Source organism: Stenotrophomonas sp. B2, from assembly GCF_014947095.1.
Classification (GTDB): domain Bacteria; phylum Pseudomonadota; class Gammaproteobacteria; order Xanthomonadales; family Xanthomonadaceae; genus Stenotrophomonas; species Stenotrophomonas maltophilia_P.
Map to the genome: position 1 here is coordinate 297,186 of NZ_JADCQA010000001.1, position 14,001 is coordinate 311,186.

Annotated in this window: 13 protein-coding genes; all 13 read left to right on the plus strand. The window is 68.3% G+C overall.

Going from position 1 to position 14,001, the window contains the following annotated elements; genetic code table 11:
- Positions 1-2 precede the first annotated feature (2 nt).
- The 13 genes from IMX13_RS01455 to rseP all read left to right on the plus strand — a co-directional run bounded on the left by IMX13_RS01455 (position 3) and on the right by rseP (position 13,927).
- The gene (locus tag IMX13_RS01455) at positions 3-2,357 is read left to right on the plus strand and encodes a fimbria/pilus outer membrane usher protein (protein ID WP_164150838.1); all 2,355 of its coding nucleotides are present in this window, start codon (positions 3-5) and stop codon (positions 2,355-2,357) included.
- Positions 2,354-3,400, plus strand: coding sequence for a spore coat protein U domain-containing protein (locus tag IMX13_RS01460; RefSeq protein WP_193395596.1), 1,047 nt, complete (start codon positions 2,354-2,356; stop codon positions 3,398-3,400). The genes IMX13_RS01455 and IMX13_RS01460 overlap by 4 nt, the downstream gene beginning before the upstream one ends.
- A gap of 85 nt (positions 3,401-3,485) precedes the next feature.
- The gene (locus IMX13_RS01465; RefSeq protein WP_229765838.1) at positions 3,486-3,734 is read left to right on the plus strand and encodes a hypothetical protein; all 249 of its coding nucleotides are present in this window, start codon (positions 3,486-3,488) and stop codon (positions 3,732-3,734) included.
- A 5-nt stretch (positions 3,735-3,739) separates the two neighbouring features.
- A complete protein-coding gene (locus tag IMX13_RS01470) occupies positions 3,740-4,438 on the plus strand; it encodes a molecular chaperone (protein ID WP_193395597.1) in 699 nt (232 codons plus the stop codon).
- Positions 4,439-4,658: 220 nt separating this feature from the next.
- Positions 4,659-5,465, plus strand: coding sequence for a 30S ribosomal protein S2 (gene rpsB, locus IMX13_RS01475; protein WP_053518321.1), 807 nt, complete (start codon positions 4,659-4,661; stop codon positions 5,463-5,465).
- A 125-nt stretch (positions 5,466-5,590) separates the two neighbouring features.
- Positions 5,591-6,469 carry a translation elongation factor Ts gene (gene tsf, locus IMX13_RS01480; protein ID WP_053518318.1) on the plus strand — a complete coding sequence of 293 codons (879 nt, stop codon included), beginning with the start codon at positions 5,591-5,593 and terminating at the stop codon, positions 6,467-6,469.
- A gap of 203 nt (positions 6,470-6,672) precedes the next feature.
- Positions 6,673-8,208, plus strand: a complete 1,536-nt coding sequence (locus IMX13_RS01485; RefSeq protein ID WP_053518316.1) for a GGDEF domain-containing protein — start codon at positions 6,673-6,675, stop codon at positions 8,206-8,208.
- A 120-nt stretch (positions 8,209-8,328) separates the two neighbouring features.
- Positions 8,329-9,057 (plus strand): UMP kinase, encoded by a 729-nt coding sequence (gene pyrH, locus IMX13_RS01490; protein WP_053518314.1) that lies wholly within the window; start codon positions 8,329-8,331, stop codon positions 9,055-9,057.
- A 97-nt stretch (positions 9,058-9,154) separates the two neighbouring features.
- Positions 9,155-9,709 (plus strand): ribosome recycling factor, encoded by a 555-nt coding sequence (frr, locus tag IMX13_RS01495; protein WP_053518312.1) that lies wholly within the window; start codon positions 9,155-9,157, stop codon positions 9,707-9,709.
- A 5-nt stretch (positions 9,710-9,714) separates the two neighbouring features.
- Positions 9,715-10,482, plus strand: a complete 768-nt coding sequence (gene uppS, locus IMX13_RS01500) for a polyprenyl diphosphate synthase (protein ID WP_065174698.1) — start codon at positions 9,715-9,717, stop codon at positions 10,480-10,482.
- Positions 10,479-11,315, plus strand: a complete 837-nt coding sequence (locus tag IMX13_RS01505; RefSeq protein ID WP_193395598.1) for a phosphatidate cytidylyltransferase — start codon at positions 10,479-10,481, stop codon at positions 11,313-11,315. Before uppS ends, IMX13_RS01505 begins: the two co-directional genes overlap by 4 nt.
- A 2-nt stretch (positions 11,316-11,317) precedes the next feature.
- Entirely contained in the window at positions 11,318-12,508 is a 1,191-nt protein-coding gene (gene dxr, locus IMX13_RS01510; protein ID WP_193395599.1) for a 1-deoxy-D-xylulose-5-phosphate reductoisomerase, read from the plus strand.
- Positions 12,509-12,568: 60 nt separating this feature from the next.
- Positions 12,569-13,927 carry an RIP metalloprotease RseP gene (gene rseP, locus IMX13_RS01515; RefSeq protein WP_053518305.1) on the plus strand — a complete coding sequence of 453 codons (1,359 nt, stop codon included), beginning with the start codon at positions 12,569-12,571 and terminating at the stop codon, positions 13,925-13,927.
- The last annotated feature ends 74 nt before the right edge of the window (positions 13,928-14,001 follow it).

The following is a 14,001-nucleotide window of genomic DNA, read 5'->3' on the forward strand; positions in this document are numbered from 1 at the left end:
TGGTGGGCACGGTGCTCGCTGCCGCGTGGGTTCCCGCGGCTCCGGCCGCCGACGTGTCCGGCATCTCCGGCGTCTCCGCCGATGCCCTGCTGCCTCCCCCGACACCGCTGACGGCCAGCCAGACGCTGTACCTGGACGTCTCACTGAACAGCACGCCGCGCGGCCTGCTGCCCTTCACTGAAGCACGTGGCCGCCTGCAGGCCAGTCCGGAGGTGCTGCGCCAGCTCGGCTTCAGCGCCACCGGCGATGCACCGGTGTTTCTGGATCAGATCAGCGGCGTGGTCGCGCGCTACGACGCCCAGCTGCAGACACTGGCGCTGGATGTGCCGCTGGACCAGCTGACCCTGCCCACCACCCTGCTCGGCCGCCCGCAGGTGCGTACGCCGGCCGGCAGCGCCTCGCCGGGCCTGCTGCTCAACTACGACGTGTACGGCAGCCGCATCGAAGCACTCGGCAACCTTACCCTGAGCTCGGAACTGCGCCTGTTCGGCATCGGCAGCGGCACCTTCGAGAACACGGCGGTCACCCGTCGCTACCAGCAGCCGGACGACCGTCACTGGCGCAGCGAAAGCGTGCGCCTGGATACGCACTGGACACTGGATTTTCCCGAGTCGGCGACCACGCTGGAGATAGGTGATTTCTACAGCGGCTTTGTCGACTGGACCCGGCCGGTGCGCCTGGGCGGCGTGCAGGTCGGACGCAACTACGGGCTGCAGCCCTACCGCGTGCTGACACCGACGCCCGGCTTCCTGGGCGAGGCGGTGGTGCCGTCAACGGTGGAGCTGTACGTCGACGGGTTGCGCCAGTACAGCGGCCAGGTGCCGGTCGGACCGTTCCAGCTGGCGGCACAGCCGGGCATCAGCGGCACCGGCACCGCGCAGGTTGTGGTGACCGATGCCTTCGGCCGCATGCAGACGCTGGATTTCAGCTTCTATGGCACCCAGCAGCTGCTGGCCAAGGGCCTGTCGGACTGGTCGGTCGGTGCCGGACAACTGCGCGAAGCGTTCGGCGAACGCTCCTTCGAGTACGACAGCCGCACGGTGGCCAGTGCCAGCTGGCGTGGTGGCATCAGCGACACCTTTACCGGCGAAGCGCACGCCGAAGGCGGTGGCGGCCTGCTGCAGGCCGGCGTCGGTGGCTGGTGGCTGGCGGGTGAGGCCGGCGTGTTCAATGCCGCCTACGCGCACAGCCGCCTGCAGGGCCTGCAGGGCGGCCAATGGGCACTGGGCTACAGCTGGAACAACCGCCGCTTCAATTTCAATGTGCGCAGCGTACGCACCCACGGCGACTACCGCGATCTGGGCGCGCTGCAGGACAACCTGCCCCCGCGCATCAGCGAACAGGCCACTGCCGGTCTCGATCTGCTGGGGCTGGGAACGCTGAGCGCAAGCTACCTGCGGCTGCGCTACCCCGATGGCGACGACAACCGCTATGCCAGCCTGTTCTGGTCGCGCACCTGGAGCCAGCGCTGGTCGGCCTACCTGTCGGTCAACCAGAACCTGGACAGCAGCGACGACCGCAACATCTACCTGTCAGTGAGCGCCAGCCTCGGCAACAACCGCCAGGCCAGCCTCTCCAGCCAGCGCAACGGCGACAGCCAGGCCTGGGTGGCCGACATCACCCAGCCGGTCCCCGGCGATGGCAGTGCCGGCGGCATCGGCTGGCGCGCGCAGGTGCGCGGGGGCGACGAGGGCACAGGCGGCCTGGCCGAGGTCGGCATCCTCAACGACGTGGGGCGTTACGCGCTCGGCGCATCGCGCCAGGCCGGCATTGACTACGCCTATGCCAGCGCCAGCGGCAGCCTGGTGTGGATGGACGGGCACACCTTTGCCACCCGCGAGGTCTCCGACGCCTTCGCGGTGGTCAGCACCAGCGGCGTCGCCGGTGTCCCGGTACGGCTGGAAAACCGCCTGATCGGCGTCACCGACGACCGTGGCCTGCTGCTGGTCAGCCCCCTGCTGTCGTGGCAGCGCAACCGGGTCTCCATCGACACTCTCGACCTGCCGGCGGACATGCGCGCCGACCGCGTCGAGGACTGGGTGACACCCCGCCAGCGCGCCGGCACCGGCGTGACGTTCCATCTGCGCTCGCGGCCGTCGCTGACCCTGGTCCTGCAGGACATGGCCGGACAACCGCTGGAGGTGGGCAGCGAAGTGCAGCTGCCGCAGGGTCGCCAGGCCACCGTAGGCTACGACGGCCTGCTGTACCTGGAGGACGTGGCGCCGGGCAGCGTGCTGTACATCACCACCAGCCGCAGCCAGTGCCGGGTGAAGGTGCCGGCCACACCGGAAGTGGCTGCCAGCGGCGCCCGGCCCCGCCCGGCACCGGTACCGTGCATTCCCGAGGTGGCGCCATGAAGGTGCCCCTGCTCGGCCTGCTGCTCGTGCTCGGCCTGCTGGCCGCCACACCGGCGCACGCGGCGGCGGTGTGCACGGCCACCGCCAACCCCACCCTCCCGTTCGGCAACGTCAACAGCAATGCCCCCGGCCCCACCTCGGCCACGCTGAACATCACCGTCACCTGCACGACGGCGGCGCTGAGCCTGCTGGCCACCACCGGCGTGCGCGTGTGCGTGGGCATCGGTGCCGGCAGCGGCGGTGGCAGCAGCAGCACCTGGCGGACCCTGCGCACCAGTACCGGCACCCCTCCCGACACCCTGAACTTCCAGCTCTACAACAATGCCGGCTACAGCCAGGTCACCGGCCTGGTTCCCCGCGGTACGCCGCCAGCGCAGGAGCTGACCATGACCTACAACGTGCCGCTGGTGGTCGGCGGCAGCGGCGCGCAGTCCACCCAGCTGTTCGCACAGATCCCGGCCAACCAGGTGCTGGCCGCGGGCAACTACAGCAGCACCTTCAGCGGCGCCGACGTGGTGCTGACCTGGGCCTGGAACGAAGTGCTGCTCGGCAACGCCACCGTACCGGCCACCTGCAACGGCGGCGCCACCGGTACCAACAGCGCCAGCGCGGCCTTCAGCTTCACCGCGACCGCGACCGTGCTGCCACAGTGCGGCAGCTACCTCACCACCCCTCTGGACTTCGGCAACGTCACCGGCAGCATCACCAGCAACATCGACCGGACCGCCACCCTGACCCTGACCTGCCTGAAGAACACGGCATTCCAGATCGGCCTGGACAACGGCCAGAACAATCCCCCGGCCACCCCGACCCGGCGCATGCGCACCACCATCGGGGGCAGCAGTTACTACCTGGCCTATGAACTGTACCGCGACAGCGCACGCAACCAGCGCTGGGGCAACACGCTCACGGTCGATACCGCCAGCGGAACCGGTACCGGCAGTGCGCAGCAGCTGACGATCTACGGCCGGGTGCCGCCGGTCACCGGCCAGCCGCCGGCAGGTACCTACAACGATGTGGTGCAGGTGACGATCACCTACTAATCCGGTGCCGGGAGCACCTGCCCCTACAGATCCGGCGCGCCCGGCCGATAGCGTCCAGCAGGTATCCCGGCACGGTGGATGACAGGTGGTTCGCGCAGTTCCGATCCTGGCGATGATGCTCGCCGCCCCCCTGGCCTGGGCCGAGCCGGCAGCCCCGGTGCAGGTGCGCCTGGTCGTAGTGGAAGCCTGCCAGGGCGATGCCGGCGGCCGCGCGTGTGCCGTTCCGCACCAGCGCAGCGATGCCCCGCAGCTGCCGGCACAGCTGCGTGAACTCGCCCCCGCGCCAGCCTCGCCCACCGACGACGCTTCCGCCGCGCCGACATTCATCTACTGATGCCGATGCGCGCACTCCTTGCCCTGTTCCTGCTGCTGCCGGGGCTGCCTGCCGCCGCACTGGACCTGCTGCCCACGACCCTGCAGCTGCCCGCCGAAGGGGGCCGCACCGAACTCTGGCTGCACAACCCCGGCCCCGAGCGCTGGCAGGGCGAGGTGCAGATCCTGGCGTGGGAGCAGCAGCTGGACGCCGAACGGCTGCAGCCGAGCGACCGCATCCTGGCCAGTCCGACCCGACTGGATCTGGCGCCCGGCGCCCGCCAGCGGGTCTGGCTGCTGCCCCGCAGCGCCGTACCGGTCGCTGCCGAGCAGGCCTACCGTATCGTGCTTGCCCCCGGCAGAAGCAGCCTGCCACGCTACTCGCTGCCGCTGTTCCAGGGTGCGGCTGCGTCGTCAGCGCGCCCGGCCGTGCGTGCCCGCGTCGAAACCAACGGGTCGCAGACTCATCTGCGACTGGACAACCCGGGCCGCCTGCATGCGCGCCTGGACGGGCTTTCATTCGAGTCCGCCGGCGGCCATCGCAGCGTGCTGCTGCCGGGCCTGGCCGGCTATGTGCTGGCAGGACGGGAAAGGCGCTGGATGCTGCCGGCACGCCCCGACGGCTATTTCGGCGGCCGCTTCCGGGCCCGCCTGCAGGACGGCCGGGAGGTCGTTCTGGACACATGGGACCCGTCAATTGCGGTGAACCCGCCCGCCGGGCTATAATCGCCGGGATGTCCTGCACGCTCCGTGCGCGGGACCCCGTCCACACCGGACGTCACCGGTGAATCCACACCTGCTGCCCCCATCCGTGCCGGGGTGCTCCGCAAGGAGTTCGGCCACGGAGGCAACAGGGAAGCCCAACCCCGGAACCAATCGCGCTTCCACGCGTCCCGCATACCTGTCCCGCGGGCGGAATCGCTGGTTCCATATCAGGAGTACTGCAATGCCCCAGGTCACCATGCGTCAGATGCTGGAAGCCGGCGTCCACTTCGGCCACCAGACCCGCTACTGGAACCCGAAGATGGCTCCGTACATCTTCGGCGCCCGCGGCAAGATCCACATCATCAACCTGGAAAAGACCGTCCCGCTGTTCAACGACGCGATGAACTTCATCTCGTCGGTTGCCCAGAAGCGCGGCACCGTCCTGTTCCTGGGCACCAAGCGCAGCGCCCGCGAAACCATCAAGGAAGAAGCCGAGCGTTGCGGCATGCCGTTCATGAACCAGCGTTGGCTGGGCGGCACCCTGACCAACTTCCGTACCGTCAAGCAGTCGGTTGCCCGCCTGAAGGAACTGGAAGCCGGTGAAACCGACGGCACCTTCGAGAAGCTGGTCAAGCACGAAGTGCTGGGCCTGCGTCGCGAGCGCGACAAGCTGGAAGCCTCGCTGGGCGGCATCAAGGACATGAACCGTCTGCCGGACGCCATCTTCGTCATCGACATCGGCCACGAAGACATCGCCATCAAGGAAGCCAAGAAGCTCGGCATCCCGGTGATCGCCGTGGTTGATACCAACTACAACCCGGAGCTGGTCGATTACGCCATCCCGGGCAACGACGACGCCATCCGCGCCGTGCAGCTGTACGCCCGTGCCGCCGCCGACGCCGTGCTGGAAGGCAAGGCCGCTGCTCCGCACGCCGCCTCGGTGCGCGAGGAAGAGTTCGCTGAAGCCGCCGCTGAAGGCGAAGAGAAGCCGGCCCGTCGCGCTCCGGCCAAGAAGACCGCCAAGAAGGGCGACGAAGCCCAGGCCTGATCCAGGCCCCGGGGTGGGCCCCAGCGCCCACCCCTCCTGCATGCCGCCCTCGGCGCGTGACAGGACCATGTCATACGGGCCGGCCACCATGCCGGCCCAACCCCTTTCTTTCGTGAGGTAATCCCGTGGAAATCACTGCTTCCCTGGTCAAGGAACTGCGCGAGCGCACCGGCGCCGGCATGATGGAATGCAAGAAGGCGCTGACCGAAGCCGCCGGCGACATCGACGCTGCGGCGGAACTGCTGCGCAAGTCCGGCGCTGCCAAGGCCGACAAGAAGGCTGACCGCGTGGCCGCCGAAGGCCGTCTGGGCCTGGCACAGGACGGCGGCAAGGCCGTGCTGGTCGAAGTCAACTCGGAAACCGACTTCGTCGCCAACGACGTCAACTTCAAGACCTTCGTCGACGCCGTTGCCGCTGCCGCCCTGGCATCGGGCGCTGCCGACGTCGAAGCGCTGAAGACCGCCAAGCTGGCCTCCGGCGAGACCGTCGAAGAAGCCCGCGCCCTGGCCGTGCAGAAGCTGGGTGAGAACATCCAGATCCGCCGCATCGCCAAGGTCGACGGCAACAACACCGTGGGTGCCTACGTCCACACCAATGGCAAGGTCGGCGTCCTGGTGGACCTGGTCGGCGGCGACGCCGAACTGGCCCGCGGCCTGGCCATGCACGTGGCTGCGCTGAAGCCGCCGCACAACAAGGCTGCCGACGTTCCGGCCGACTTCGTCGAGAAGGAAAAGGAAATCGAACTGGCCAAGATGTCCGAGAAGGACAAGTCGAAGCCGGCCGATATCCTGGAAAAGATCATCAGCGGCAAGATCAACAAGATCGTCAGCGAAGTGACCCTGTACGGCCAGGCCTATGTGCTGGACGGCGACAAGACCGTCGAGCAGGTGGTCAAGGCCGCCGGTGCCGACGTCGCTGGTTTCCAGCTGCTGGTCGTCGGCGAAGGCATCGAGAAGGTGGTGGAAGACTACGCCGCCGAAGTTGCCAAGGCGATGCAGGTCTGAGTCCAGCCTTCCGGCTGTGAAGCGACCAGAAGGAGCCGCGGGGAACCGCGGCTCTTTTTTTATGCCGTCGGTGAACTTTGCGTTGCGCGCGAATCAGGCCGATACTCGGCGCAGGGAATCCTCAGTCACATAGCAGGATAGAAAGTCGCAGACTGTGATGAATTCCTAGGTATTCTTGCCCTAATGGAATTGAACGATCCGCCATGCCTCCCGAGCTGACAGCTGCCCTGGCGCTCTGCCGCAACCTTCCCTCGCCACCCGGTATTGCCCTGCGCATCATCGAACTGGCCCAGGATCCGGAAGCGGACATCGCCACCGCCGCCGACATCATCGCCATCGACATGGCGCTCAGCGCCCGCATGCTGCGCATCGCCAACTCGCCGCTGTATGCCAGCCGGCGGCGCATCGAGAATCTCGGCCAGGCACTGACCATGCTGGGCCTCAACGCCACCATCAGTCTGGCGCTGGGTTTCACGGTCACCCAGGGACTGACCGGCAGCGGTGCCGATCACGACCTTCGGCAGCGGGCCTGGAAGCGCAGCATCCTCAGTGCACTGGCCGCCAGCCAGCTCGGCCAGGCGCGCGGGCTGCGCCGCCTGGAAGAACTGATGCTGGCCGGACTGCTGCAGGACATGGGCGTGCTGTGCCTGGCCCAGGCCGAAGCCGAGCGCTACCTGCCCCTGCTGCGTGAAGCACGCGACAACCTCGACCTGGTTGCCCGCGAGCGCGACGTGCTGGGCTGCAGCCACGCCGATGTCGGCGCCTGGGTGGCCGAGCAGTGGGGCCTGCCGCGCTACCTGGTGGAGAGCATCAGCCACAGCGAAGACGAGGACGCCGCCGATTCGCCCTTCCAGGCGTGCGTGCAGCTGTCCGGCGCGGTCGCCGACATCTGGCTGGACGGCGACGCCGACGCGGCCCGCGAACGGGCGCTGCAGCAGGTGCATGACCGCCTGGATCTGGACAGCGCCCGCTTCGACCAGGTCCTGGCCCGCATCAGCGATGCCCTGCCCGATATCGCCAGCCTGTTCGAAGCCGGCCTGAATTCTCCGGCGCGGGTGCACGAACTGATCGATCACGCACAGGAGCTGGCCACCCTGCGCAACCTGCGCGAACTGCAGGATGCCGACCAGGCACGCCGACGCGCCGATGAATTCGAGGCGCGCGCCAAGCGGCTGGCCGACCAGGCCCACCGCGACGCGCTGACCGGCGTACTCAACCGGCGCCAGCTGGAAGCGGTGCTGGAGCAGGAATTCCTGCGCGCCGGCCGGCATGGCTGGCCGCTGTCGGTGGCCTTCATCGACCTGGACGACTTCAAGAAGATCAACGACGCTCACGGTCATCTGACCGGCGACGAGGTGCTGCGCGCCTTCGCCGGCAAACTGCAGGGCCAGCTGCGCAACAGCGACACCGTCGCCCGCTTCGGTGGCGAGGAGTTCGTGGCGCTGCTGCCCAATACCAGCGAATCGGTAGCGCTGGAGGTGATCCGGCGCGTACTGGCGAACATCGTCGCCACGCCGATGGCCGAACTCGAGGGAGGGCCGCTGTTCGTCACCTTCTCCGCCGGCGTGGCCACGCAGGGGGGCTACGAACGCTTCGCCGACGTGCAGGACCTGCTGCGCGCCGCCGATGACGTGCTGTATCGATCCAAGAACCTGGGCCGCAACCGGGTGATCGCCCGCTCCCCCGGCGCGCTGGGCCACGACGAACTGTCCGCCACTGCCGGCCTCGAAGCGGGCTGAACGGGACGCCCCGATGAGCGGGGCGATCCAGCCGATTTTGCGCCGCAGTGCACAAAACACTTTGGCCGGGCGCCGCATGCGCGTAGAATCGCCCGCGATTTCCACGCACCCGAGGTCCCCATGTCCAAGCTCGCCTATCGCCGCATCCTGCTGAAACTCTCCGGGGAGGCGCTGATGGGAGACGAGGACTACGGCATCGACCCGAAGGTCATCAACCGCCTGGCCCGTGAAGTGATCGAGGCCCAGCAGGCAGGGGCCGAAGTGGCACTGGTGATCGGCGGCGGCAACATCTTCCGCGGCGCCGGCCTGGCTGCCGGCGGCATGGACCGGGTCACCGGCGACCAGATGGGCATGCTGGCCACCGTCATCAACGCGCTGGCCATGCAGGACGCCCTGGAGAAGCTGGGCGCCAAGGCCCGCGTGATGAGCGCGATCAAGATCAACGACGTGTGCGAGGACTACATCCGCCGCCGCGCCATCCGCCACCTGGAAAAAGGCCGGCTGGTGATCTTCGCCGCCGGCGTCGGCAGCCCCTTCTTCACCACCGATTCCGGCGCAGCCCTGCGTGCCATCGAGATCGGTGCGGACCTGCTGCTCAAGGCCACCAAGGTCGATGGCGTGTACGACAAGGATCCGAACAAGCACAGCGACGCGGTCCGCTTCGACAGCCTGAGCTACGACGAAGTGATCCGCCGCGGCCTGGAAGTGATGGACACGGCCGCCTTCGCACTGGCCCGCGACAGCGATCTGCCGATGCGGGTGTTCGACATGGGCCAGCCGGGCGAGCTGCTGAAGATCCTCAGCGGCGAGAACATCGGCACCCTGGTCCAGGGCCGCGACCCGGCCTGAGCCTGAGCGCAAGGCGACGCCCGGGCCGATCCAGGCCCGGCAGCGTCCCGTATTCGCCTATAATCGCCCGATTCCAGTTACATCCAGGACCCGGGCGATGCTCAACGACATCAAGAACAACGCGCAGACGCGCATGGCCAAGAGCATCGACGCTCTGAAGCACACCCTCACCTCGATCCGCACCGGGCGTGCTACTCCGGCCCTGCTGGACCGCGTCACCGTCAATGCCTACGGCAATGCCAGCACCCCGCTGAACCAGGTCGCCTCGATCTCCAACGCCGACGCCCACTCGCTGCTGGTCACGCCGTTCGACAAGAGCATGATCAAGGAGATCGAGAAGGGGCTGTACAACGCCGAGTTCACCCCGAATACGCTGGGCACTGCGATCCGCATCAACATGCCGCCGCCGACCGAAGAGCGCCGCAAGGAACTGGTCAAGCAGGTGCAGAAGGAAGGCGAAGGCGCCAAGATCGCGATCCGCAACATCCGTCAGGACGCGAACAAGGAAATCGCCAAGCTGGTCAAGGACAAGGCGATCAGCGAAGACGAGAAGAAGCGCGGCGAAGACGATATCCAGAAGCTGACCGACAGCAACATCAAGGATGTCGACAAGGTCGTCGCGGACAAGGAAAAGGAACTGTTGTCGGTCTGAAGTCGATGCCTTCAGTCCCGCCTCCCCTGCCGGCCGCCCTGCCCCGCCACGTCGCCATCATCATGGATGGCAACGGACGCTGGGCACAGCAGCGCCGCCGCCCGCGCGTGATCGGCCACCGTGCCGGCGCGCGCGCGGTCAACCGCACCATCGAGCGCTGCCTTGAACTGGGCATCCCGGCGCTGACCCTGTTCGCCTTCTCCAGCGAGAACTGGGGCCGGCCGCAGGACGAAGTCGATGCGTTGATGAAGCTGTTCCTGGGTGCGCTCGACCGCGAAGTGGACGAGCTGCACCGCCGCGGCGTGCGCGTGCGCTTCATCGGCGAGCGCGAGCGCTTCGGCGCCTCGCTGGTCAGCCGCATGCAGCTGGCCGAACAGCGCACCGCCGGCAACACCACGCTGACCCTGTCGATCGCCGCCAGCTATGGCGGCCGCCAGGACATCGCCCGCGCGGCGCGCGCACTGGCTGCCGAAGTGGCGGCCGGGCGCCTGCTGCCCGAACAGATCGACGAGGCGCTGCTGGGCCGGCAGATGGCCCTGGCCGACCTGCCGGCACCGGACCTGTTCATCCGCACCGGTGGCGACACCCGCATCAGCAATTTCCTGCTGTGGCAGCTGGCCTACACCGAGCTGTGGTTCACCGAGGCACTGTGGCCGGACTTCGACGCCGCGATGCTGCAACAGGCGCTGGATGCCTATGCGGGCCGTGAGCGCCGCTTCGGCCTGACCAGCGCCCAGATCGCCGCCCTGGCCACCGAGACGTCCAGCCCATGACCAAGACCCGAGTCCTCGCCGCGCTGATCATGGCGCCGCTCGCCATTGCCGCGATCCTGCTGCTGCCGACGCAATGGCTGGCCGCCGCGGCCGCCGCCGTCCTGCTGATCGGCTTGTGGGAATGGCTGAAGCTGGCCGACGTCGAAGACACCCTGGCGCGCACCGTGCTGCTGGTATTGAACCTGCTGCTGATGGTGCTGCTGGTGTGGGCCGACGGCAGTACCCTGGTGCTGTTCCAGATCACCACGCTGGTCGGCGTCGCCTGGTGGCTGGCGGCGCTGGTCTGGCTGCGCTTCTTCAACTTCGGTGCACAGCCGGGCAGCCCCGCGCGCATCCTCAAGCTGCTGGCCGGCACACTGGCCATCGTGCCGGCCTGGGCCGCGCTGGTGCTGATCCACGCCGGCGGCGACCCGCCCGGCCAGCAGGGGCATCTGTGGCTGCTGGCCGCCCTGGCGCTGGTCTGGGCCGCCGATTCGGGCGCCTACTTTGCCGGCCGCCGCTTCGGCAGGCACAAGCTGGCCCCGCGCATCAGCCCGAACAAGACCTGGGAAGGCCTGGTCGGCGGCCTGCTGGCCGGCGTGGCCGTGGCCGTCGGCCTGGGCTGGCTGGCCGGTATCGACCTGGCCCACCTGCCGGGCCTGCTGATCACGTCCGTGGTCGCCGTGCTGGCCTCGGTGCTGGGCGATCTGTTCGAGAGCCTGATCAAGCGCCATGCCGGTGCCAAGGACTCGGGCAACCTGATCCCGGGCCACGGTGGCGTGCTCGACCGTGTCGACGGCGTCCTGGCAGCCGTGCCGGTGTTCGCGCTGGGCAAGGAAATCTTCGGATTCTGACCATGCATGCAGCAGCAGACCTGCGCCGGGTCGCCGTGTTCGGCGCCACCGGATCGATCGGTGCCTCCACCCTGGATGTGATCGCGCGCCATCCGCAGCGCTACCGGGCCACCGTGCTTGCCGCCGGCCGCCAGGTGCAGGCGCTGCTTGCGCTGTGCCGCCAGCATCAGCCCCTGCACGCGGTGATCGCCGACGAGGCCCTGTACCCTGCGCTGCGCGACGGCCTGCGCGAGGCCGGCCTGGCGACCCAGGCCCACGCCGGCCAGGCAGCGCTTGACCAGCTGGCCGCCAGTGACGCCTGCGACACCGTGGTGGCCGCCATCGTCGGCGCGGCAGGGCTGTCCTCGACCCTGGCCGCCGCCGCCGCGGGCAAGCTCATCCTGCTGGCGAACAAGGAATCACTGGTACTGGCGGGCGAACTGCTGACCCGTACCGCCGAACGTGCCGGGGCCGAGATCATCCCGATCGACAGCGAGCACAGCGCCATCTTCCAGTGCCTGCGCTCGCGCGACGCCAGCCTCGAAGGCGCCGGGGTGCGCCGGATCCTGCTCACCGCCTCCGGTGGCCCGTTCCGTGGCCGCAGCCGCGCCGAACTGGCGCAGGTCACCCCGGCCCAGGCCGTGGCCCACCCGAAGTGGTCGATGGGGCCGAAGATCTCGGTCGATTCCGCGACCCTGATGAACAAGGGCCTGGAAGTGATCGAGGCCCACCACCTGTTCGCCGTGCCGGGTGAACGCATCGAGGTGCTGGTCCATCCGCAGAGCCTGGTCCATTCGCTGGTCGAATTCGTCGACGGCTCGACCCTGGCGCAGATGGGCCTGCCGGACATGCGCACCACCCTGGCCGTTGGCCTGGGCTGGCCGCAACGCATCGCCTCGGGCGTGGCCGGGCTGGATCTGCTGGCGCAGGGCCGGCTGGATTTCGAGGCGCCCGATACCGAGGCCTTCCCCTGCCTGGCGCTGGCCTGGCAGGCGATGCGCGCCGGTGGCACCGCCCCGGCGATGCTGAACGCCGCCAACGAAGAGGCCGTTTCAGCGTTTCTTCAGGGCCGGATCGGTTTCCTGACCATCCCGGCGCTGGTTGCTAACGCTCTTTCAACACTGCCGACCGAGCCAGCCGATACACTGGAGGTCCTGTTGTCCGCCGACCAGCGCGCACGCCTGCTGACCCTGAACGCCATCGACGCCGCCTGAACCGCCCGCCTGCCCAGCCCTGCATGACGACGCCGCCCCTGCCCGCCAACGTGAGCCTGCATGACTGACTTCATCGGATCGGTCTGGTGGATGATTGTCAGCCTGGGGCTGCTGGTCACCTTCCACGAGCTCGGGCATTACTGGGTCGGCCGCCTGTGCGGAGTCAAGGTGCTGCGCTTCTCTGTCGGCTTCGGCCGGCCGCTGTGGTCACGGCGCGACCGGCATGGAACCGAATTCGCCATTGCTGCGATTCCGCTGGGCGGCTATGTGAAATTCCTCGACGAGCGCGAAGTCGAGGTGCATCCGCAGGAACGCGGCCAGGCGTTCAACCACAAGACGGTCTGGCAGCGCATCGCCATCGTTGCTGCCGGGCCGGTCGCCAACCTGCTGCTGTGCATCCTGCTGCTGTGGGCGATGTTCGTGATCGGCAAGCAGGACTATTCGCCCACCCTCGGCCGCACCAGCGGCATCGCGGCGACGGCGGGGCTCAACAGTGGTGACCGCGTGCTGCGCGTGGACGACCGCCCGGTCAGCACCCTGGGCGAGGCCAGCATGGCCCTGACCGCGGCAGCGATGGACCGTCGTGATGTCACGCTGGACGTGATCGACCGCAGCGATCAGGTGCATGCCCGTACCCTGCCGCTGTCGCAGCTGCCGGCAGGCTTCGATGAACGGCGGGTGCCGATCCTGGCGGGCCTGTACTGGCAGTCATGGCTGCAGCCCGCCCTGGTCGACAGGCTCACACCGGATTCCGTTGTTGCGGGCCAGCTGCAGCCGGGCGACCTCATCGTGGCCATCGACGGGCAGCGCATTGACAGCGTCGACCAGGTGATCGGCGAAATCCAGGCCCTGGGCCGCACCGGCGGCCCCGGCATGATCGAAGTCCTGCGTGGCGGCGAGCGGCTGGCACTGGAAGTGACTCCGCGCCAGGGCAAGGACGGCAAGGGCGAGCCGGTCTGGCAGATCGGCGTCGGTTTCCCCACGACCTACAGCCCGGCCTACGACACCCTGCTGCGTTACGGGCCACTGGACGCGGTCACCGTGGCGGTGCGTGAAACCGGCCGGCTGGCCGCCGACTCGCTGGGCATGATGGCCCGCATCGTGACCGGCAAGGCCTCGCTGCAGAACGTTTCCGGCCCGGTCACCATCGCCCGTGTGGCCAATGTATCGGCCAAACGTGGGCTCGACTGGTTCCTGCAGTTCCTCGCGCTGCTGTCGCTGAGCCTGTGCATCATCAATCTGCTGCCGATCCCGATCTTGGACGGCGGCCACCTGCTGTATTACCTTATCGAGTTGGTCAAGGGCAGCCCGCTGAGCGAGCGTGCCATCGCCGCCGGCCAATACATCGGCCTGGCGTTGCTGGCCGGGCTGATGGGGTTGGCGTTCTACAACGACATCCTCGGCCTGGTCCCGCGATGAACTTTTCCACGTTGTTGCCGTCTACAGCGTCGGCATCCCGCACCAATGAAATCGACCTTCCTACCGGACGTGAC